We start from the raw sequence: 20,609 nt of genomic DNA on the forward strand, positions 1-20,609 counted from the left end.
CCTTAATCGATTATCATGGCATTCTTAGTATGATCCTTATCCCTTGACCGCTCCTAAGAAAGCACTCTTCACAAAATACTTCTGGAGAAACGGATAAATACACAGAATGGGCATAGTCGCAATCACGATTGTAGCATATTTGATCGTTTCTCCGATGTTTCGAGCTTCTCCTACACCTGCTCCAAAAGAAATGTTATCCGTCCCGTTGTTGATCAAAATCTCGCACAACACCAATTGTAGCGGATACAATGTACGATCTTGTATGAATAGCGATGGGATAAACCACATGTTCCATTTGTCTGCCGCCGTGTATAGCATAATTACGCTAATGACTGGCATGGACAACGGGATCACTATTTTTAGAAGCACGGTCAAGTGATTGGCACCGTCGATCTGGGCCGACTCCTCAAGTTCAACAGGCAACGACAAAAAGGCGGTTCGCAAAATAATCAGGTGAAACGTATTTACCGCAAACGGAAGGAGCAGAGCCCACATGGTGTTCATGATACCCATATCTTTTACTACAAGATAGAACGGTATGAGCCCAGCATTAAAGAACATCGTTACGACAATAAACAACATTAGGAACTTGCCCCATATGAAATTGCAGCGCGATAGCACGTATGCCGCCATAATCGCCATCGTTACATGTAGAATGAGACCTCCGCCAACCAGTCGAAGCGTGTTCCAGTAGCCCGACCAAACCGCCGGATTGCCAAGCGCTCTCTCGTAAGCCAGTGTACTAAAACCGGCCGGTTTCCACAGCAGTCCCTTTTTAGCCATAAGCAGGTCGCCATCGCTGAACGAGGCGAACAAGACGTAGATCAATGGATAAAGCGTAACAGCAACCAACGTGGTCAGCAGAAAGTACACGGCAATGTCAAGTATACGGTCGGATATACGCATAGGGTCCCCTCCTTACCACAGACTGTTTTGGTTTGTTTTTCGGGTTAGCGCATTGGCGATAACAAGCATCAGGAGATTGATTGCAGAGTTAAACAATCCAATGGCCGAACTGAAACTCCAGTCATTGTCGAGTAAGCCTTTACGATAGACGAACGTGGAAATAACGTCCGCCGTTTCATAGATCACTGGATTATAAAGCAATAATATTTTTTCGTACCCTACATCCATCAAATGACCTACCCGCAAAATAAACATGATTGCAATCGTCGGAAGAAGCCCTGGCAGCGTTATACTTCGAATTTGCCGCAAGCGACTTGCGCCATCTATACGCGCTGCCTCGTATTGCGCCTGCGGGATCGTCGACAGCGCTGCTGCATAAATAATCGACTCCCAACCGACCCGTTGCCAGATTTCGGACATCACGTATATGCCGCGGAACAGCCCTGGCTGCTGCAACAAATCCTGTCCATCTCCCCCCGTCAAAAACGTAAAGGCGAGATTCGCGACGCCGCCGCTCTGGGTTAGATCCTTGACCAAGCCGCAAACGACGATCAGCGAGATAAAATAAGGCATGAACGAAACCGTCTGCACGAATGATTTGATATATCGCGAACGAACTTCGTGAATCAAAAGCGCCAGTACAATCGGAGCTGTAAAATCGAACACCAGGGAGTAAAGGCTTAACAGCACGGTGTTCCGAAACAAGCGCCAGAAATAGTGGCTGTTAATAAAAGATCTGAAATGTTCCAATCCGACCCATTCGCTTCCCCAAACCCCTTGAATCGGTGAATAATCTTTAAATGCGATAACCGCGCCGTACATAGGCAAATACTGAAACAAAACATAATAGGCGACGATTGGAATAGCGAGCACATAGAGCCATTTGTTACGATTAAAATCTTTGGCGACTCTTCTGATCATCGGTTCAGGAAACGGTCGTAAGCAGCCTGTTGAATTTCTAGCGCGCGTCTGATACCAAGAGACTCCAACTTCTCCGTAAGCTCACGAAAAGCTTCATCCGCCGGTTCTGAACCCAGAATGACCTTTAGTGTGATCTCGTTGACTAGCGTGTCGACATCAGACATAATGCGCGCAAATTCGTTCGATTCCTCAGATGTAATCGACACGGGCGGAAGTACGTGCTTAAGGTTGTCCGTTTTCCAATTGTCGTAATTGTGGTCCTCATTCGTCACGGCCAATTTACCGATCAGCTCCTTAGATTCCACGTACGGACCTGGATTTACAGTATGGGTGTAGAGCGTCAATGCTTCTAGGTAGGACAGATTGTCCGGGTTACTCGTGATTAATTCTGTCAGCTCCGGTTTGCCGCCTTTCCAGTTGAATGACTGTCCTTCGATTCCATAATTGAAAAGCAGGTAGCCCTCTTCTCCGTAGGCGTAATCAAGCACTTGAACGGCAAGCTCTGGATGCTTGCTGCTGGCGGATATCGCAGCAGACGCTTCAGCCCCGTACAACCACGCTTCCTGTCCAAATTTCGGAGTCTCCCCTTTTTGCAGCACGGGATAAGGCGCGAACACGAAAGTCGCTCGCGGATCTCCATCCCTAAGAGCGGCCTCCCATTTGTCGATATTGGCACCCGAGGAGACGGTTGCTCCCGAAGCCCCTGTCATCAGATTCGCATCCTGCGTTTTTCGGTCGTTCTGCGTAAAGTTCGGGTCGAGCAATCCTTCTTCGTACCATTGATTCATTGTTTTCAAAAACTGTATATATCCAGGCTGCAGCGGACCATACAACACTTTCCCGTCTTCGTGATAAAAATCGCGGATGACGCCGAACGCCCCGATAAAAGCTCCATCCAGAAAACCTTGCAGCGCATGGGTTTGGCTGCTGAAAGTCAATGGTGCACGTACGCCTTTTCGCTCCTTGAACGCGATCAACACTTGGTGCCATTCATCGATCGTTGAGGGGACTTCCAAATTTAGTTCCTGAAGCCAATCCTTGCGCAGCACCGGACCTGCCCACTGTGTGGTCATGCCGCCTTCTTTAAGAAACGGAAATGCATAATAGTCTCCGTTGTCCGTTTTCACCAATTTGTCGATATCGGGATGCTCCTGTAAATACTTTTTCAAGTTCGGCGCATGCCGGTCGATGAGTTCGTTCAGTCTTAAAATATATCCGTCTTTCAATGCCTTTTCAGGCCCACCTGATACACCATCCAGCCAATTATATTCGATAATGTCGGGTAAATTTCCTGAAGCAAGCATTACGCTGAACGATTCCTTTGCCTGTGTTGCAGACACCTCAGAAAACCGAATCGGTACCCCGATCCGTTTCTGCCATTCCTGATAAAAAGGAATATCGTTAACGCTCGGTTTGAGCGTCGTCTGGCTTTGCAGCCAGTACGTCAGTTCGGCCCCATTTTGGATTGGGTAGACAGCCTGCCCGTCTACCGTTTCACCGTTCGAAGAACGGCTTGCCGATTCGGTGATTTGATCGGAGACTTCATTCCGTCCCGAGCAAGCTGAAATAAGGATCAATATCACCAGCACAAGCGGCAGAACGGCAACTTTTTTAATGGTCAACATATCTGGTTACTCCTTTTGAGCATGGGTTTCATACTTGAAACGATGGGCTCGGTTTGATAATATTCATATTAAACAGGGACGATTAGTCGATTTTAATAACAAAAAAAGAGGGGTATTGAATATGATCGAATACCGCAATAGCGTTTTTCTTTGTACCTCTGAAATCACTCTCGGATTAATAAGCGGAAAATGGAAGCCTTTGATTTTAAGTCATTTATCGAAACAAACCTACCGCTTCAACGAACTTCAGAAGTTGATGCCCGGAGCTACGCAAAAAATGCTGACGATGCAGTTAAGAGACTTGGAAAACGACGGATTAATCGCCCGGAAAGTGTATGCGGTAGTTCCGCCAAAGGTCGAATATTCGCTAACCCAATTGGGGGAGGCGCTCATGGTTATATTAATCCAGCTTCGCGACTTTGGGACAGATTATATGCGGTTATTTCCGGACGACGAACTGCCATCCGCAATACAAGAGCATGAGGTTAACGGGTAACAACTTGACGAGAATAGCTTCCATTCAACAGAATTAACCCTCTTAATTTACTACCTGCCAGATGCGGCGCCTCCACCTCATCGGCTTGTTCGTCAATGATTACAACCACATTTAGCGGAAACAGTTTGCCAAGCAGTGCCCACACCACGAGCGGATTGCCTCCAACTGAAATGTAGTGAACGCCGTCATCATCAAAGACCGCGAGTCCTGTCACCCCCAATATATCCGAAGCAGAGTGTTCGATCCATGCGGAACGGGCCGGCCAGGCTGTACTTTCCGCGGATACGTGGATTTGCTCAGGACGATACATATATCGGTGTCCTCGCATAGCCTGCCCAACATCCACACAATACTCGTAATTCCCATCCGACAATCTCAGATTTAATATAACCCGGCCTTGTTCATTTGCTTCGGGTACGATATCTATTTCGTTTTCGAAACTCACTTCATTGTTATTCTGTTGCTCTGATGTACGGGAACCGATCCAACTGCGGGTGACTGCGTAGTAATCTCCCTCAGCATAATCGATGACAAAGGAGTCTGTCCCCCCGGCCTTCTCATACGGCAATAGATGAGCGGGATGCCAGCAAAGTAAGCTTTTTGTGGCGGTAATCGGTTTTCCGATTGCCGCAGGCAGCACCATCCCGAGACGGTATTGAAATCCGTATCCAACCATGGAGAGTTCAGGGCTTAGGAAACTTTGCGCGAAGCGTACAACCTCTTTGTGTGGCATTCGTTTGACCATCAGTTCTGTGAGAAAGCGATTCCGCGCCGGCTCGATAAATCGAAGTCCCTTCGCTTGATCCCCCTCCACGATCATAATAGGAACTTCCTCCCAGTTCTCAAAAGGCATCAACGCATCTCTCAGGAGGATCAGTTGATGCAGATACTCATTAAACAACTGCATGATTTCGGGGCTACCCTTAGGCCCCATTAAAATGCTCACCACCTCTGGCGTCCACCGATGATTGTCACACTGGCTTCTATGAACAAGCTGGAGTAAGGATTTTTCTCCGTACATCAGCCAAGCCGACTTCTCTAAATAATATTCTCGAGCCCAGCTAGACAACGTGTTTCCGATTTGTTGCGCCTGATCGAGGAACGGGCGTTTCGTTTCATCTCCCGAGGCGATTAAGGCCAACGGCAGCACGGCTTCTCTTCCGGAAACTCCTAAGCTGGATTGGAGATTCCTTAAGAGCGACTCAGCGGCTGCAGAGTCCCCAAGCTGTAAGCAAACCGCCTCGAGTAATGCACTTATTTCACGGACGATATCTTTTGCGCGGTACACTCCAGCAGGGAGATCCCATTGCGATTTCTCTTGAGAGTCTACAGAACGAAACGTTGTAGTCTCGATATCAATTCGCGACCCAAGTCGCAGACTGCTATCCTCTATTTTGATCCGATATTCCAATTAATCTCTCCCCCTTTCGTTATTTCTGACTCAGTATAAATTCAATTGACATACTTGAAAAGTACGCACTTTTGGGTATGTCAATTTCAATGAAGTGACTTAGTTTCATGAAGGAAACCGTAATTAACATTAGGATAGAAGATACCGATAAATTAGGGTACACGGGTTTACAAGCCAATCATCATTCCATCCTATAATTGCAAATTGATAAGAAATTTATCTAATCGGTAATCGGACTATGTTCTTGTCCTTCGACATTCGGATTAGTACCTTTTTCGGCTGTTCACTTTACACAGAAAAAAAACAGTCAGATCTAAATATGTAAGGTCTGACTGTTGAAATTATTCACCTGTCAATTCATCATTCATTCTTTGTATTTCATATAGATATCAATAGCGGCCTATCCAACATCAATTTCGGCCAAATGTTAAAGAATATGCTTGGTCAACTGATATAATTTTAGTGCGTCCTTCTTGCTAAGCGTCGGGAGATCGAGATCAACGGGCTTGGTTCGGTCCCAGGCGATGAGGGGCTGGGATGGAGGATTATCCATCAGCTTAATGATCGGTTGAATACTCCTCTCCACCGGCTGTGCGAAGAGCTTGCCCATTACGCGCAATATTCCCTTGAAAGGCTGGGCCAAATGATTCGTACCGCTATGGGTATATCCGGGATGGTTAAGTATGAAACGCGTCTTCCCGTTCTTGTGGTTCTCAGCATACGCAACCCCCAGCAAATCATTCGCCCGTCCTCCCTGCAGAGTCGCCTTCAACAGACCATACCCCTGTTGAAGTGTAAGGTCATCGTAGTGAACGAATCCCTTCGTCATTCCAGTGCCTCCGATGCTTACAATGACCGGATTGGTCCCCCTCTCCAACAATTCCGTTAAACCATAACTCAGAATAAATCGGCTGACATAATAGAGCGCAAAAGTGCTTTCAAAACCATCTGGAGTCAATTTCCGTTTAGGAAATTGTTGCATCGCTGTAAGCACCAGTCCGTCAAGCGACATATGGTGTTGTTGAACTTCTTGAATGACGCGGCGGTTCTCAGACAATGATAATAGATCAGCTTGAATAAAGAATGCCCGGTCTGCGGCGCCAAGTCGTGCAGCCTCGTCTAGAAATTCCTTACCCCGGAGACGGTTGCTGCCTGTCACCGTCACTCTGCTGCCCTGGCGTAAATAATAAATGGCGAGCCCTTTGCCCATCCCGGAAGTACCTCCTGCTACGAATAAGTCCTTCACCTTCCCACTCTCCCACATATGAATTAAGCTATAAATGTTGACTAGTCAACAGTTGTCAATTACCATATTAATAGTAATCTCCAATGCGAATCAATCAGCAAAAGAGCAGATCTGTTGTGTAGACAACAATAGATCCAAATTGTATTCTTCCCGACTACGGATCACGATACAAGGAGATGGTGTGGGATGGGTTTAGTGAACCCGAATGATCCTCGCGCAAAGCGAACGAGGAAATATATTCAGAAAGCATTTACGGATTTGCTTGTAGAAATGGACTTCGAAAACCTCTCGATTCAGGATATTATGGATCGTGCTGAACTGAACCGAGCCACCTTTTATAACCATTATCAAGATAAATATGAATTGCTTGAGTTAACCATGACCAGCGCATTTACGGAAATTCTATCAACACAGATTCCTCCCGGTACGCAAATGCAGGGTACAGAGCTGTTGCGCAATCTAATGCTGGCAGTCTGTGAGTGGCAGATTGAAACGACGAAGCTGCTAAATGCTCGGCGAACCCTTTCGCGGGCGATGGAGGACAATGCCAAGCAACAACTGTACAATGTCATCATCTCTTGCATGGCGCATGTCAAAGACCTCCCGGCGGAAGAGCAGCGAAGAATGGAATGGGTCGCGACGATGATCAGTTGGTCAATTTATGGGGTGGTTGTGAAGTGGAGTCAACGGCAGGAAGAGCCGGCGGAACAATTCATCGAGCATGTGCTGCCCTTCCTGATGTCGAACTTGCGTACGCTTAATCTGCAAGGCTCACAAGAGGAATCGGGGTAATCCAAAAGGGTATTTAAGTCTATCCACACCCCCTATTTTTTGCCGGCGCGTATGGTATGGTTCTCCGTGACTAATCTTCAACTAAACTGCTTGCATGGAAACATAGTTAGATACTTATCTAATCGGTAATGAGGCTATGTTCTTGTCCTTTATGGCAATCGGTACAAGTTCTTGTCCTCGAATCGGGGCAAGAATTTGTGCCGATAAAACAAAAAAGCCGCTATTTTAGCGACTTTCAATAGGACCATGTTCTTGTCCTTCGACACCTATGTTTGTTTGCTTGCCTCTTTTTCGGCAATGGCTAAACCATTGGTGTAAATAATTCAAAAGTAATTCTGTAGGGTGATATAATACCCCGGTTCCATATTCCCCCACATGTATAATCCTCTCATTTCTCTTACTAACCATCTCTACTAACTCATTAACAAAAGATTCCTTTCCTTCTTGGTATTTATCTGGGTACTTATTTGCTAATTTCGATATGCTTGCTCCGTAAGTGTCCCTCTAAGTTTCATCTTATCCTTCTTCCCCATGCCCACAATTAAACTAACGTTTCCCTTGTGGTAGATTGCTTGAATAATCAAATACAAAACTGGTTACTGTATGACGATTAAATAGAAGAGCGCTGCTAAGACAAAACGGTATAGAGCAAACCATTCCAATCGAAGTCGCTTAATCAGTTTGATGAACGTCGCTACTGCAATCATTGCCACAAGAAAGGATGTCGTAAAGCCAATTATCATTAGAAAGAAATCCTCAGAATTCAGCAAATCGCGACTATCGTACAAATCCAACAAGCTTGCACCAAACATAACAGGCACGGAAATAAGGAACGTAAAATCTGCGGCGGCTTTTTGGCTAGTACCAAGTAAAAGACCACCTGAAATCGTTGAACCCGATCTCGAAAATCCCGGCCACAAAGCCAAACATTGGAACAGTCCAATCCCGAAAGCTTGTTTATAATTTATCCCATCCATCGTATCAGCGGTTTCAGTTCTCCTACTACGTGCAGCGATGATCATCAACAAGCCACCTGCAACTAGACCGATCAAGACGGGGGTTGGGCCGAATAATTGGCTTTTTATTGTGTCCTTGAAGAGAAGATATATAATTAATGCTGGTAACATAGCCAAAATCATATGAACTACATTTAAGCCTTTACTTTGGGAAAAATCCAATCTAATCAGATTAGCACCAATCTCCAAATATCTTTTCCAATAAAGTATTAGAACTGCCATCACCGCACCCAATTGAATAACGATTTTAAAAGTTATTGCAGCGTCTCCCTCAAAGTTAAGCAAATTGCCTGCTAAAATCAGATGTCCAGTAGACGATACTGGTAAAAATTCTGTTAACCCCTCTATTATGCCAAGTATTATTGCTTTAATTACCTCAGTCATCTGTGGATACCCCCTTTTGGAAATTTGGTTGGTGGCAATAAACTACACCTTGTTTAATAATTTCCAGTATAAGGGGGACATCTATGTATTCCCATCGAATAACATAACAATATTCAATTTAGTATTACATTATTGTCACATTGCTCATTATTTTAGTCTTAATACCCCCTTTGACTAACTAATGGCAGGAACTGCAATATCCTCCTTTTGAATTCTTGTTTGCTATCCAAGAAACTCATCTTTTGATCAGTTCTACATCCAGTCTTCAAAATTATCATTTAGAAACTCAATCTCACGCTCATAGTGCGCCAAGTGCCCTTCCTCAACCTTTTTTTGATAGGCAGGATTTCCATTGGCAGCACCCTTTCTTCAAAATTCACTTAAAATCATAGTAAAGGCACTAGCAGGTTAGCTTCAATTTTCCATTGTGAGATCTCGCCTTTGGTCACTTCTGCTTTAAAAGTGTTGTACTCCTGGTCATACATCACTACAGCGGCATTCATGACTTCATTAAGATTTACGCTTACCAGGGAATCATTCTCTATTTTATAGATAGATGTTTCCGCTGCTGTACCTGCAGTAGCAACGATTTCCTTTATCCCGTCCTGGTCTACATCAACCTCCACAGTATGTGCTTCTATACACAGCACCTGGGGGGAAGTACTGAGCGACAAATACTTGGAAATAGGTGCGTTAGCTCCAACAGAGCCGGTCACTTTAACGTAAGATTGTCCCAAAACATCAACTGTACTTGTCGAATAGTCGCTGGCCCCTTCATACCCGATCTGTCCTATATCATAGGTTCCGTCTTTGGAATGAAGTACAGCATAAATTTTCTCTACATCATCATTCTTTTTATAAGTTAAAACCTTGGAATCATCAACCGCTTGGCTCTTCAATTGTTTAGATAGTTCTACTGGAGTGACTTTAGTTAGTGGCTCGGCAGTTAAAGACGTTGTATACTTCAACTGGAACTGCTTTGTTTCAGGTGCTACTACATTGGCAGTAGGCTGCTCCGTTACACTGTTAAAATTTGTTGCTGAAGGAGCATCTGAGGACGGGGTGCCACATCCCGTAATTACTCCTAATAAGATTAATGCCAGTACTGTTTTTTTCATTAAAGAGCGCTCCCTACTTTCATATTTGTTCTGATCTCTGACACATATCCCAAGCATTATAGTCGTCTATATAGACGGTAACATTCGCATATTTGTTGTTTAAATATCCAATTTTTTTAAAACGTCCGCTAGCTGCAAAAGCCACTTAAGCCGGATATTCCTGTCTCAATTTTTCGATGATCTCGCAACGAATGGCTTTGCTCGTCACTCCCCGTGTAGATTTGGATACAGCTTTTTTAGGTATGCGGTCTCCGCCTTTAAGTAGGCTATTTCTTCTTCAAAACGGGGAAGCTTTGTCTTCGGCCGTCCTTTATGAAAGGCTTCTTGCTCTATAGCTCTACCTTCTTGATGCCATTTCACCCATACCTCAACTTGTGTCTTATTCCGAATCCCCAGTCGCCTAGCCACCTCTCGATAGGACATGTTCTCTTCGTTCCCATGAATCAGTGAACTCATAACTTCTTCTGTTTTCTTGTGCTGACGGAGAAGGGCCACCCGATAAAAATCGTGCTTCGCAGCCTATGAAAAAACTTGACATAACATAAACCTCACCTTTGACTGCCACACGTTATAGAGTATAGAATACCATTTTGATCGGCGTTTACCCTTCATTGACTGTGCCAAAGGTATAATACGGTTTTATCCCATTTGCAAATAGGCTATCGATCAGCTTGACCAATTCTTCCGACGATAGATCTTTGCCGTTGCGTATCCACAGGCGAAACATAGATAGTAACGTGGATATGTAAAACTCAATGATGTAGGGTGCCAAGACATCGTTTGTGGGAAATTGTACAATCAATCGCTCAAAGGGAATTTCTCTTTTCAGCCGTTCAATAAAATGAACCGCACCATAGTCGCCCAACAGGGCTTTCAGAACTGAAATTTCCTCTGCATTTTCCAGGCATTGCAGCGCATCCTGGAACGTATGGGTAGAAAACTCGCGGCTCGCCATTTCCTCGTGAATGGATTTTAAGACACGCTCTTCAACGAAATCCAACAACGCATAAATATCCGTAAAGTATTGATAAAAGGTGCTGCGATTATATCCTGATTGCTTGGCAATCTCTTGAACGGATATTTTTTCAATTGGTTTTTGGCAATACAAATCGCAGAATACATTAATAAAGGTTTGCCTCGTTTTGTCCGTCATTTCAGGTTGCTTATTCATGATTGGCCTCCATGTTCTGTTTCATCGATTATGCGACAGATCTTAAAAATCTGATGGTTGATGACCCTATTATGAATCTATACAATAACATTATACAACACGTTGTTGGATGATCAACTATTCTAGGGAGGCTAACATGAGAATTTTATTCTTCGGTCGAGGCGTCATATCAACCCAGTATGCTTGGGCATTCGAAAAGGCAGGGCATACCGTTGAGTTTTACGTTAGAAAAGGGAGAAAAGAAACCTTCGGAAGCCATATCGCGCTTGAAATGTGGGACGCACGAAGAGGGAAACAGCTCATAAAAGAAAACTGGAACGTCACACTGCATGAGGAGATAGGGTCAAATTACGATCTCATTATTGCGAGTGTCAACACGGAGCAACTTCCATCAGCAGCACAGCTCCTATCGACTGCCGCCGGGAACACCCCAATCCTCATCTTCAATAATCTTTGGCAAGACTTAAAATCAGCGATCTCGCCATTGTCTATGAACAAGGTGGTCTTTGGATTTCCAGCAGCAGGGGGCGGCATCACGGACAATAAGCTTAGAGGCGGCTTTTTGAAAATGATATTTCTGGAGAAACCACGGGCAGGCACGGAACAGATGAACAACCAGATCAAAGAACTATTTGAAAGTGCCCATTTTAAAATCAGTTGGATCAAGGATATGCAAAGCTGGCTATGGAATCACTTTGCCATGAATGCGGCGATGGAGGCCGAGGTGTTAAAACGCGGAAGCTTTCCAGCACTTATGAATCATAGTGACTCCTTCGCAAATGTTGGTAAGCATATGAGGGAAATGATGCCCATACTTAAAGCAAGAGGCGCAAAGATGGACGCGATTACTCTACTGCTGACCAAGATTCCACCGGCACTTCTCGGCCCGCTTTTTAACAAGGTTATTTTTGCAAAGAGCAGCTTACCGCGACTTTTCGTCGAATACAACAATAGTAAAGCAGGTTTTGCGGTACTTGAAGTTGTGAGAGAAGCAAAAAAGTTAGGCATACCTTTGCCGCGTCTTACGATGGCATTTGAAAATACGGAATATGCAAAAGAAATATAAAGAAGCCTTCCGATGGTTTCGAGCGTAAGCCAAATCTGCTTCTTGGCATAAAAATACACGCTTTAGCATGCATCGGATTACCCATGGGTTTTCCAATGTCTATTCTAAGGGGTGTACTCTGTCGATGCGACGGGCGGCTTAGGCAGTGAGGACGGGAAACGAGGGGTAAAGCTATTAAGGTTTCGGGCGTACACTAAAAGATTTTCACTCAAATCGACTCCAGTTACTTTTGCTCCAAGCTCGGATAAACGGTAGGCTAATTCACCCTGACCACAACCGATGTCACAAATTCTTAGGTCGGCTAGAACAGATAGATTCTTTAGTTGTTGTAAAATATATCTGTAGGAACCCTCTGGCCCTCCCGAGTTCACCATACCGTTATATTGCTCAGCATCACTATCGTAGCTCCCCTTATTCATCCTCCTTTTCTCATCAAATTTAAAGTCCTTAATCCGTTACAAGTCCATTTATATTCCATACTGGTGTTACGTAATCCTGCCCGTTAGTTTAATAAATGGTGTATAAAAAGCCGCTGATTATGCGGCTTCTAATGTTACTATGTTTATGTCACCCGACACTCGCCTACTGTAATGGCCACATTTCCCTTTTTGCGTCCTGTTTCTGCGTATCTGTGAGCCTCGGGGATCTGCTCCAACGGGTAACATCTGTCGATAACTGATTTCAATTTTCCCTTTTCCATAAGCTCTTTGAGGAAGTGCAAATCCTTGGTGCTTACTTTCGCTATGCCCTGACCATCCACGGACACATAGGTTCCATTAGGAGCTAAGACTTTAGAGGATCTCGCTTTTGAAATTTTCCCAACGGCATCAAAGATAACATCATATCGCTCATTTCTGTTCACGAAATTTTCTGTGGTGTAATCAACGACCAGATCAGCTCCCAACGTCTTCACCAAGTCTATATTTGTAGTGCTAGTAACACCGGTAACCTCTGTACCAAAGTGCTTAGCGAGCTGAACTGCCGATGAGCCCACTGCACCAGAAGCTCCATAGAAAGGAACCCTTTGACCACTCTGAATGTTCGACTTTTTTAAGAAATACAGGGCCGAAAGCCCACCGAAGGCAAAGGCCGCTGCTTCTTCATAAGTTGAATTTATGGGTTTCATAACTACCATTCCGTCTTCATGAAGACACGTATACTCGGCGTAAGTACCGAAGTTCATTCCTCGATAAGCCATAATCTCATCGCCCTTTTTGAATCGTTTAACGTCTTTACCTACATCTTCAATGATTCCAGACAACTCTACTCCTAAAATGGTTTTTTTGGGTTTTCTGAAGCCGAGCAGAAATCGCATTGGGATCCACAACAATAGAGGAAAGTCAGAGCTGCGAATTCGAACATCCATTGCCGCTACGGACGTTGCGCGAATCCTCACCAGTACTTCGTTCGCCATCGGAACTGGTTTGTTAACCTCTGTCAGTTCAAGAACGTCCGGTGATCCGTATTTAGTGCAGACCATCGCTTTCAAATGGGTTACCTCCTTGGCCACAACTTAAGCCAAGTATATCGGTCGCATCACTGTTCGAGATAGATACTAAAGTATTGTATTTGTGGGGAACTGTTTACAACAGACGGTGCTTACGAACGCGTGCTACAGCCTCGTTCCGCCTGCCTGCTTGACCTGAAGTTTATCAACACGATTTGAAAGACCATGGGCCATGGGCAATAAGGTGTAGAACTTCTAATTCACGCTCGCTAAGTGGTTCGATCAGTGAGTTGTTATACGGACCGCTGTGACGTTCGGATGCACCTTCGCTGTCACGTAGATCGGTTTCAATCTCGGCTAACAATTTTTCAACATAACTAGGCATTATGCTCTGTACCTTAACTTCTAACAGCAAAGTGTAGACAGGCGAACCTTCGTCAAGGAAGATAAGAATGCCCCCGTTCATCACCAAGCCCTTTTCCTCAACTTGGCGTCGCAATGACCACAGTAACGCCAAAGCACGATGGGCGTTTCCCCGTGCGAGGTTGACTCGAATTTGACTGATTGTATGTTGTGCTCTTGCACCTCTGCGGCTTTACTATGTTTATCACCTCCTATCCTCTCAAACATAAGAAAACACAAAAAAAGCCACCAAATTAGCGACTTCCAATGGAACGATGTTCGTGTCCTTCGACAAATAGCGACTTTCAATGGGACTATGTTTTTGTCGCCCAACACGAATTCCCTGCCCGTTAGCCCAGAAAAAGCTGTCGACCATAAAGCCGGCTGCCTCTATATGTCTTCATTGAGCTATCGTTTCTACGTTTGCGTAATGCCCTGGCATATGTGATACGGTTCATCTTAACAGTCTATCGGCGAAAAAAAGGAGCTATCTTCGGTAGTTTTTTACAAGTCATAAACTACTCCGGTTAACTTCTCGGATTGTAACCAAAGCTTTTCCGCAAGCTGCACATCCAATGCCTTTTTGGGAAAATCTACAAACTTTGGTTTCTTAGCCTTTAGAGGATTCATTCCTAGCCCTACGTAAACATCTCCGGTGATTGTCGAATCCGTCGCCGCAATAAGTGATGGCCAAGATGATTGATCAGGAGGAGTTCCGAATATTTTCATTAATAGCAGTCCGAATGCTTTGGTTCCCTTCGGTACGTTTCTCCCGATTCCTGTAGGACTCGTACCAGGATGTACTGCTATAGAAGAGATACCTTTCTTCTTCGCACGTCGATTTAATTCTCGGGCAAACAGTAGGTTTGAAAGTTTCGAGCGATTGTATCCTGCCATTGGTCTGTATTTATTATCCATCTTTAAATCAGAAAAATTTATATCACCCATTTGAGCTGACTGTGCGCTAACTGTAACGATTCGACCGTGGTTCTTTTCAATTAACGGCAATAACAGACCCGTCAACGCGAAGTGTCCAAGATGATTGGTTCCGAAGTGCATTTCAAAACCATCGGCCGTCAGTTCACGAGTGGAAACGGCCATTACCCCAGCGTTGTTTATAAGGACGTCTATTCCTTTCACTTTCCCTTGGATCGTGTCGGCAAAGCTTCGAACTGACTTCAGATCAGCCAAGTTTAATGGCTCCACTGTTACATCTATATTCGGTGCCGTTTGTTTCATCTTTATGATTGCTTCTTCGCCGCGCCTAGGATCACGGCTTCCAATGATCACTTTGGCACCGTGCTTCGCTAGCTCTAATGCCGTATAATAGCCTACCCCGCTATTGCCTCCCGTCACGATAGCGGTTTTTCCTATTAAGTTTGGGAGATCGTCAGGCGTCCAGTTTGGTCTCATGATTTATTCCTCCGAAAGCTTATATTTTATATGTAATTAGGTCATTACTACATGCTAAGCTGTTTCAGTCAGTCATGAATAAACGAGGATTGTTTGATGTAACGAGCATGTTCGACTGAATCGATCATGAATCTAGCCACGTCGTCACGAGAAATTTTAGCTAGCATGGAAGGAGTAAAAGCACCGTGCTTATATCGCCCTTTGCCCGGCTCATTGGTGAGCCTTGATGGCTGAACGATAGTCCAGTCCAATCCACTGTTCCGCACAATACCATCCTGCCTTTCCTTATCGTAAAACTCTCGGAACGTTATTAAAGAAACCAGTTTTACAATCATTCTCATCCCAATTCCGAGCTGATTCCTGCTTTCTCTGCTGGTGCCAAATCCCGTAAGAACGACAAGTCTCTTTACTTTATGCCTTCTCATCGCGTTCACAATGGAACGAGTCCCACGTAAGCATAGATCTGAAGGACTTCTTGCTGTCGCTCCTAAAGCTACAAACACCGCGTCTTGCCCCTCAACAGCCGATCCTACATCCTCTTCACTAAATACATTGCCTTCTACAACTGTTAATCCCTCCCGGGTAAACGGGATTCGATCTGCGGCACGTGCAAAGGCTTTTACGGTATGCCCCTTGTTGATCGCTTGGTCAATTAGCTGTAAGCCCGTACCCCCGCTAGCTCCAAAGATGGTAAACTTCATTGTTCTTTGCCTCCTTTAATCTTCTCTCCATCTTAATAAGTGAACGATCATTTATTATTAGTGGAGAGAAAAGCGATGCCAGGCATCGCTAAAATACTTTGTTATACTCGGGAATTATAGATCATGCCTTAATTGCGTCCCAACTCATCTTGATGGCAGAATCTAATTGTTTACTATTCAATATGCTCCCGTTCTTCAAATGTGCTTTCAACAATTCGGCTATTGGCAAGATGGAGTAAACAACCAGCATGTTAATATCCTCCTTCTTCAATATCCCTTGTCGGATGCCAGCGTCAAACATCTCGAAGATCGGCTGAAACTGACTTGCCGTATCCTCTAGGCACCATTTCTGGGGCAAAGGCGAATTCATGATTTGCTCCAGAAACAAAAAATATTCTTTGTACGATTGAATAAAATCAACATAGTTACGGATGATAGCTTCAAATCGTTCGTAAACTGTTCGGGTATGATCCACTCCCTGAAACATTTTCTCGCTCATCTTGTCTTTAATCTTCAAGTAAGTCTTGTAGAGCAGATCCTCTTTGTTCTCATGGTAAATATAAATCGTCGCTGCCGATACACTCGCTCTTTTGGCAATTTTTGATATCGACGTTTCAGAGAAACCGATCTCATTAATTAGCTGTACGGTCGCGTCAAATATTGCTTCGACTTTGTTATCATCTCTATATCTCATGAATCAATAATAAATGATCGTTTATTTATTGTCAACAATAAGGTATTGCTAAATATTCGCTCTACTTGTGATACGGTTCACCTCGCATGACCTTAAAGTATCCTGCCCGTTAGTTCAATAAAAAGACGCTCTCGCGCCTTCGCTTGGGCTACGTCCTCATCAGTATATTCCATTTCTAATTACTAATTAAAGAACGTACGCGGGTAGCATTAGTGCTTAAACAGGGGACTTATCTTAACCTAAGCACAAAGAAACTACTTTATTTTATAATTCCAAAAGAATAGGCTGCAGAAGCATCCGTATGTACAAATTCTTTAATCTCAATGTAAGCTCTACAAATATGGATCTGTTTAGATCTTCATCAACCGGTAATCGGACCATTTTGTTGTCCCTTGACATCGTCGGAAGACAACGTGGATTTCCGTTAACTCTTTAATCACATCACCTTTATGAATGCATAATGCATTGTCCATGTCTCGACTGTTTTTTGAAGGATCTTATGTTCATCACTTGGATAAAAGTTGTGTATGGCAAAATTGTACCATGTCTAAGTTATTTAAGAGACAACCTGTCAGCTCGATACTATTCTATAAACGAGCTATAAACGAGAAAATACGAGAAAATACCTGCCCCTCCCGGGCAGGTATTAAAGGTGAATCGTATGAATGCTTACCAACATCGATCACTAAATATTAGTCCAGAAGGCTGTAGATCTGAATGCTCTCCACCTTGGCATCCTTGATATGAAACGACATCACATCCACATAATTGGATGGCTCATAACGGAAGTCATCCTCCTCATTAGGGGCTCCATCACCAAGCAGTTTCCCCTCAGGGTAGGCGTTTTTGAGTGTATCCAGGCTATCTCCTGCTTTAATGTTTCGCACTGTCGCGTACTTAGGATCTGTAATTTCGATATGAAAGATGGAGTCTTGTTTCCCCTCCGGTATACTGATTGTTTTAATCTCCAGACCAGGATACGTATAAACCTTTTCTGTAAAACCGATTAACGTATCCATGTTTGTTCCATCGCCAGCACTGTACGTATGAGATTTCAGGTTATCCGGTTTGCCCAGCATCTGTTCCATCTGATCTTCATTCGCTGTATCCGAAATCGCAATGGTGTGCTCATTATAGACAAAAGCAAGCTCCTTCAGCACCACATTGCCTTCCTTCTCCATGGAACCTTCCTTAATGGCTTCAGCGCTTTGTCCTTCCGAATTTTCTGAAGCAGGCGCAGTAGAATTGGATGCTCCTTCGCCTTTGACCTGTTCGTCGGGCGTGTTTTTTTCAGCCGAGTTCTGCGCCGCTTCTGGCGGCTTGGCACCATTGGATAGACAGCCCGTCAGTGCCATCGTTAGTAAAATACTCAGCAGGATAACAGATGTAGCTTTGTTTATCAATTTCATCATGATCCCTCCATAAATGTGTGATTTCTTCTTATGAAGTGATTATAAAAAAAGCATTTTTTAGTCTCATAACAGAATTGTATCAATCTTGTAACGTTAACTATTTTCGCGCGTGTTTACGCACGGGGTAACACAATCGTAACGGTCGTTCCTTCCCCGATTTGACTTTCCATGTCGATATATCCATTAAACCGCTCTACAATCTCTTTGCAAATCGAAAGTCCAAGACCTGAACCGCTCGCTGTGCTTGCATTTTTCGCCCGGTAAAAGCGTTCCTGCACTCTCTCCAGCTCATCGCCCGCGATACCGATACCTTGATCACGTATCCTTATAACTACCTCGCTTGGCGTATGGTCCAACTTTAATTCGATTAGCGATGGACTGCCTGAATATTTTATGGCATTGTCCACAAGGTTGGCGATCGCATGGGACATCAGCATTGGATTCACGTTGGCGTGAACTCTCGTCATAGGCTTATCCTCCGGTTCCGCTTCCGCCTCCCTGAACATAATCTCGATTCCTTTATCTTTGGCCTTGGCACCCATACTCATTGCGACTTGCTGAATCAGTTCGTTCATTTCCGTCTTCCGGGCTTCCAGTTCGTTAGAACCAGCCTTGTCGAATCGGGATAGCAACAACAGTTCATTAATCAAGCGCGTCAGCCGATCCGATTCCTGCAGAAGATGAGCATAGATTTTTTGCAGCTCCTTGTTCTCGTTCTCCCCTTCAACCAAGTATTGAGAGAAACCACGAATGGCTGCCAATGGTGTTTTTAACTCGTGAGATACGTTGGAGACAAATTGTTTCTGGTACTGAATGTAATCATGAAGCTGCCGCCCCATGGAATCCAGCCCATCTGCCAGCATGCCCAGCTCATCCTTCCGGTTTAGATGAACTCTCCGAAACTCCTGTCTAGAGAAACTTTGTGCAGCGCCAAGCAACAGCTTAATCGGCTTGGTTGTGTTGCGGGCAATCCACAGACTGGATAACGTAATCAGTACAATAAATCCGCCTGCACCCGCAAACAGGATATAACGGATTTGATCCATAATCGAATAAAAGTAGGAAATGTCCTCCACGAACTCATACACATAAGCGTTTTGGTAGTATTGATCCTGAATGGGAGTGGCAAAATAAAGCAGATGATCTTCCGTTACGGTGTAGGCGTAACTGCCGCTCAGGGCTTTCTCAATATTCTTTTCAAAAATAAGAGGTTTGCCATCATTAATGATGATGCCATCCACTGCCAAGCCCAGCAACTGCTTGGAGCTATCATAGATACGTACTTCCTTGCCTGAAGCTTTCAGCTTCTCCAGAGCAAGTCTGACGATTTCTTCTGTCTGCGGTTCTCCTGTCGATGATCTATGCTGTGCCAACACCTCACGGAAGGACAACTCGGACAGATCCGCCTTCTCCATCATCTGTTTTTCAATGGTAATGAAGCTGTAGTAATCGATGGCTTTATTCACCGCAAAAATGATGATGCCAAAGGACAGCACGGAGAAAAATAAATAATTCAGTAGTAACCGGGTTGCATACTTCAGGCCTCGCCACCTCCAAGTTGATAGCCAAATCCATAGATCGTCCTGACATACTTCGGTTCGTCCGCGTTATCCTCCAGCTTCTTCCGTAATCGCATGATGGTCATATCCACACTGCGACTGTCTCCCATAAAGTCATATCCCCATCCGATCTGCAGCAGCTCATCCCGGGTAAAGATTTTGTCTGGCCTTTTGAGTAACGATTCCAGAATTTTAAACTCTTTGGCCGTTAAAGACACGGGTACACCGTTTTTCAGCACCCTTCGGCTTTCGAGATCAAATGTCAGCTCTTCATGAATGATGCGTGTAGATTTCACTTCTGTTCCTTCACTTGATTCCTCCTTGCTCTCGTTTCTTCTCAGAATCACCTTGATCCGAGCGAGCAATTCGCGATTGTCAAAGGGTTTGGTCATGTAATCTTCCGCCCCTAGCTCTAGTCCCAACACCTTGTCGATTACCTCATTTTTGGCAGAGAGCATGATCACAGGAACGGCACGTTTCCCGGTGATTTCCTTGCACAGGTCATATCCGGAGCAGTCAGGCAGCATCAAGTCAAGCACCACCAGGTCCGGCCCAAAAGCATCCAGCAGCTGCAGGGCTATTTTTCCGTTTTCAGCCGTTTGAACGACGTAGTTTTCTCTTCTCAGTACGAGCTCGATTAAATCTCTGATTGCGACTTCATCGTCAATGACAAGTATTTTCTTCAATGTGCACCCCTTCTAGCCTTGTTCCCCAGCTTGAATCATAATTTACCCTCATCTTAGCACAGACACTTTAGATTCCTCCACCAACTGGGAGATGAGGTATATTCCACTGAGCCCAACATAACTAGTAATAAATCCGAAGAATG

The 20,609-nt window shown here is 44.5% G+C and carries 19 protein-coding genes and 1 pseudogene; 3 read left to right on the forward strand and 17 right to left on the reverse strand.

Translation table 11 applies throughout. The features are described 5' to 3' along the window. Positions 1–36 precede the first annotated feature (36 nt). The 3 genes from GYMC10_RS15485 to GYMC10_RS15495 are packed head-to-tail and all read right to left on the reverse strand — an operon-like array spanning position 37 to position 3,452. Complete coding sequence (locus GYMC10_RS15485; protein WP_015735357.1) at positions 37–906, reverse strand: carbohydrate ABC transporter permease; 870 nt, start codon at positions 904–906, stop codon at positions 37–39. A 12-nt stretch (positions 907–918) separates the two neighbouring features. Further along, a complete protein-coding gene (locus GYMC10_RS15490) occupies positions 919–1,827 on the reverse strand; it encodes an ABC transporter permease (protein WP_015735358.1) in 909 nt (302 codons plus the stop codon). Further along, on the reverse strand, positions 1,824–3,452 hold the full coding sequence (locus GYMC10_RS15495) for an extracellular solute-binding protein (RefSeq protein WP_015735359.1): 1,629 nt from the start codon (positions 3,450–3,452) through the stop codon (positions 1,824–1,826). Before GYMC10_RS15495 ends, GYMC10_RS15490 begins: the two co-directional genes overlap by 4 nt. A gap of 121 nt (positions 3,453–3,573) precedes the next feature. Between GYMC10_RS15495 and GYMC10_RS15500 the strand changes: the two genes are divergently transcribed. Beyond that, entirely contained in the window at positions 3,574–3,948 is a 375-nt protein-coding gene (locus GYMC10_RS15500) for a winged helix-turn-helix transcriptional regulator (protein WP_015735360.1), read from the forward strand. Here the strand turns inward: GYMC10_RS15500 and GYMC10_RS15505 are convergent. Together GYMC10_RS15505 and GYMC10_RS15510 are read right to left on the reverse strand one after the other, a co-directional pair. Beyond that, positions 3,938–5,359: a hypothetical protein gene (locus GYMC10_RS15505; protein ID WP_015735361.1), complete on the reverse strand. Its 1,422-nt coding sequence runs from the start codon at positions 5,357–5,359 to the stop codon at positions 3,938–3,940. The two genes, GYMC10_RS15500 and GYMC10_RS15505, sit on opposite strands and share 11 nt — an antisense overlap. A 427-nt stretch (positions 5,360–5,786) precedes the next feature. Further along, a complete protein-coding gene (locus tag GYMC10_RS15510) occupies positions 5,787–6,605 on the reverse strand; it encodes an SDR family NAD(P)-dependent oxidoreductase (RefSeq protein WP_015735362.1) in 819 nt (272 codons plus the stop codon). Positions 6,606–6,791: 186 nt separating this feature from the next. Between GYMC10_RS15510 and GYMC10_RS15515 the strand changes: the two genes are divergently transcribed. Next, positions 6,792–7,397, forward strand: coding sequence for a TetR family transcriptional regulator (locus GYMC10_RS15515; protein WP_015735363.1), 606 nt, complete (start codon positions 6,792–6,794; stop codon positions 7,395–7,397). A 596-nt stretch (positions 7,398–7,993) separates the two neighbouring features. Here the strand turns inward: GYMC10_RS15515 and GYMC10_RS15520 are convergent. The 3 genes from GYMC10_RS15520 to GYMC10_RS15535 form a co-directional block, all read right to left on the reverse strand. Further along, complete coding sequence (locus GYMC10_RS15520; protein ID WP_015735364.1) at positions 7,994–8,797, reverse strand: undecaprenyl-diphosphate phosphatase; 804 nt, start codon at positions 8,795–8,797, stop codon at positions 7,994–7,996. Between the two features lie 386 nt (positions 8,798–9,183). Then, a complete protein-coding gene (locus tag GYMC10_RS15525; RefSeq protein ID WP_015735365.1) occupies positions 9,184–9,915 on the reverse strand; it encodes a hypothetical protein in 732 nt (243 codons plus the stop codon). Positions 9,916–10,516: 601 nt separating this feature from the next. Next, positions 10,517–11,086, reverse strand: a complete 570-nt coding sequence (locus GYMC10_RS15535) for a TetR/AcrR family transcriptional regulator (protein WP_015735367.1) — start codon at positions 11,084–11,086, stop codon at positions 10,517–10,519. A gap of 136 nt (positions 11,087–11,222) precedes the next feature. On the opposite strand from GYMC10_RS15535, the gene GYMC10_RS15540 reads away from it, so the two are divergent. Further along, positions 11,223–12,152, forward strand: a complete 930-nt coding sequence (locus GYMC10_RS15540) for a ketopantoate reductase family protein (RefSeq protein ID WP_015735368.1) — start codon at positions 11,223–11,225, stop codon at positions 12,150–12,152. 104 nt (positions 12,153–12,256) lie between these two features. Here the strand turns inward: GYMC10_RS15540 and GYMC10_RS15545 are convergent, their stop codons facing one another. From GYMC10_RS15545 to GYMC10_RS15585, 9 genes and pseudogenes are all read right to left on the reverse strand, one after another. Further along, complete coding sequence (locus GYMC10_RS15545; RefSeq protein ID WP_036660411.1) at positions 12,257–12,571, reverse strand: class I SAM-dependent methyltransferase; 315 nt, start codon at positions 12,569–12,571, stop codon at positions 12,257–12,259. Between the two features lie 143 nt (positions 12,572–12,714). Then, positions 12,715–13,641, reverse strand: a complete 927-nt coding sequence (locus GYMC10_RS15550; protein WP_015735369.1) for an NAD(P)-dependent alcohol dehydrogenase — start codon at positions 13,639–13,641, stop codon at positions 12,715–12,717. Positions 13,642–14,505: 864 nt separating this feature from the next. Beyond that, positions 14,506–15,414, reverse strand: a complete 909-nt coding sequence (locus GYMC10_RS15560; RefSeq protein WP_015735372.1) for an oxidoreductase — start codon at positions 15,412–15,414, stop codon at positions 14,506–14,508. A gap of 68 nt (positions 15,415–15,482) precedes the next feature. Next, positions 15,483–16,115 (reverse strand): NAD(P)-dependent oxidoreductase, encoded by a 633-nt coding sequence (locus GYMC10_RS15565; protein WP_015735373.1) that lies wholly within the window; start codon positions 16,113–16,115, stop codon positions 15,483–15,485. A 121-nt stretch (positions 16,116–16,236) separates the two neighbouring features. After that, positions 16,237–16,614, reverse strand: a complete 378-nt coding sequence (locus tag GYMC10_RS15570; protein WP_261979262.1) for a hypothetical protein — start codon at positions 16,612–16,614, stop codon at positions 16,237–16,239. Between the two features lie 90 nt (positions 16,615–16,704). Further along, positions 16,705–16,809: pseudogene (locus tag GYMC10_RS33295) on the reverse strand (TetR/AcrR family transcriptional regulator); the annotation flags it as partial. A 692-nt stretch (positions 16,810–17,501) separates the two neighbouring features. Beyond that, positions 17,502–18,221 (reverse strand): hypothetical protein, encoded by a 720-nt coding sequence (locus GYMC10_RS15575; protein ID WP_144374245.1) that lies wholly within the window; start codon positions 18,219–18,221, stop codon positions 17,502–17,504. A gap of 113 nt (positions 18,222–18,334) precedes the next feature. Further along, positions 18,335–19,687 carry a sensor histidine kinase gene (locus GYMC10_RS15580; protein WP_261979263.1) on the reverse strand — a complete coding sequence of 451 codons (1,353 nt, stop codon included), beginning with the start codon at positions 19,685–19,687 and terminating at the stop codon, positions 18,335–18,337. A 71-nt stretch (positions 19,688–19,758) separates the two neighbouring features. After that, positions 19,759–20,466 carry a response regulator transcription factor gene (locus tag GYMC10_RS15585; protein ID WP_015735377.1) on the reverse strand — a complete coding sequence of 236 codons (708 nt, stop codon included), beginning with the start codon at positions 20,464–20,466 and terminating at the stop codon, positions 19,759–19,761. Positions 20,467–20,609 lie beyond the last annotated feature (143 nt).

Source organism: Paenibacillus sp. Y412MC10 (genome assembly GCF_000024685.1).
Classification (GTDB): Bacteria; Bacillota; Bacilli; order Paenibacillales; family Paenibacillaceae; genus Paenibacillus_AQ; species Paenibacillus_AQ lautus_A.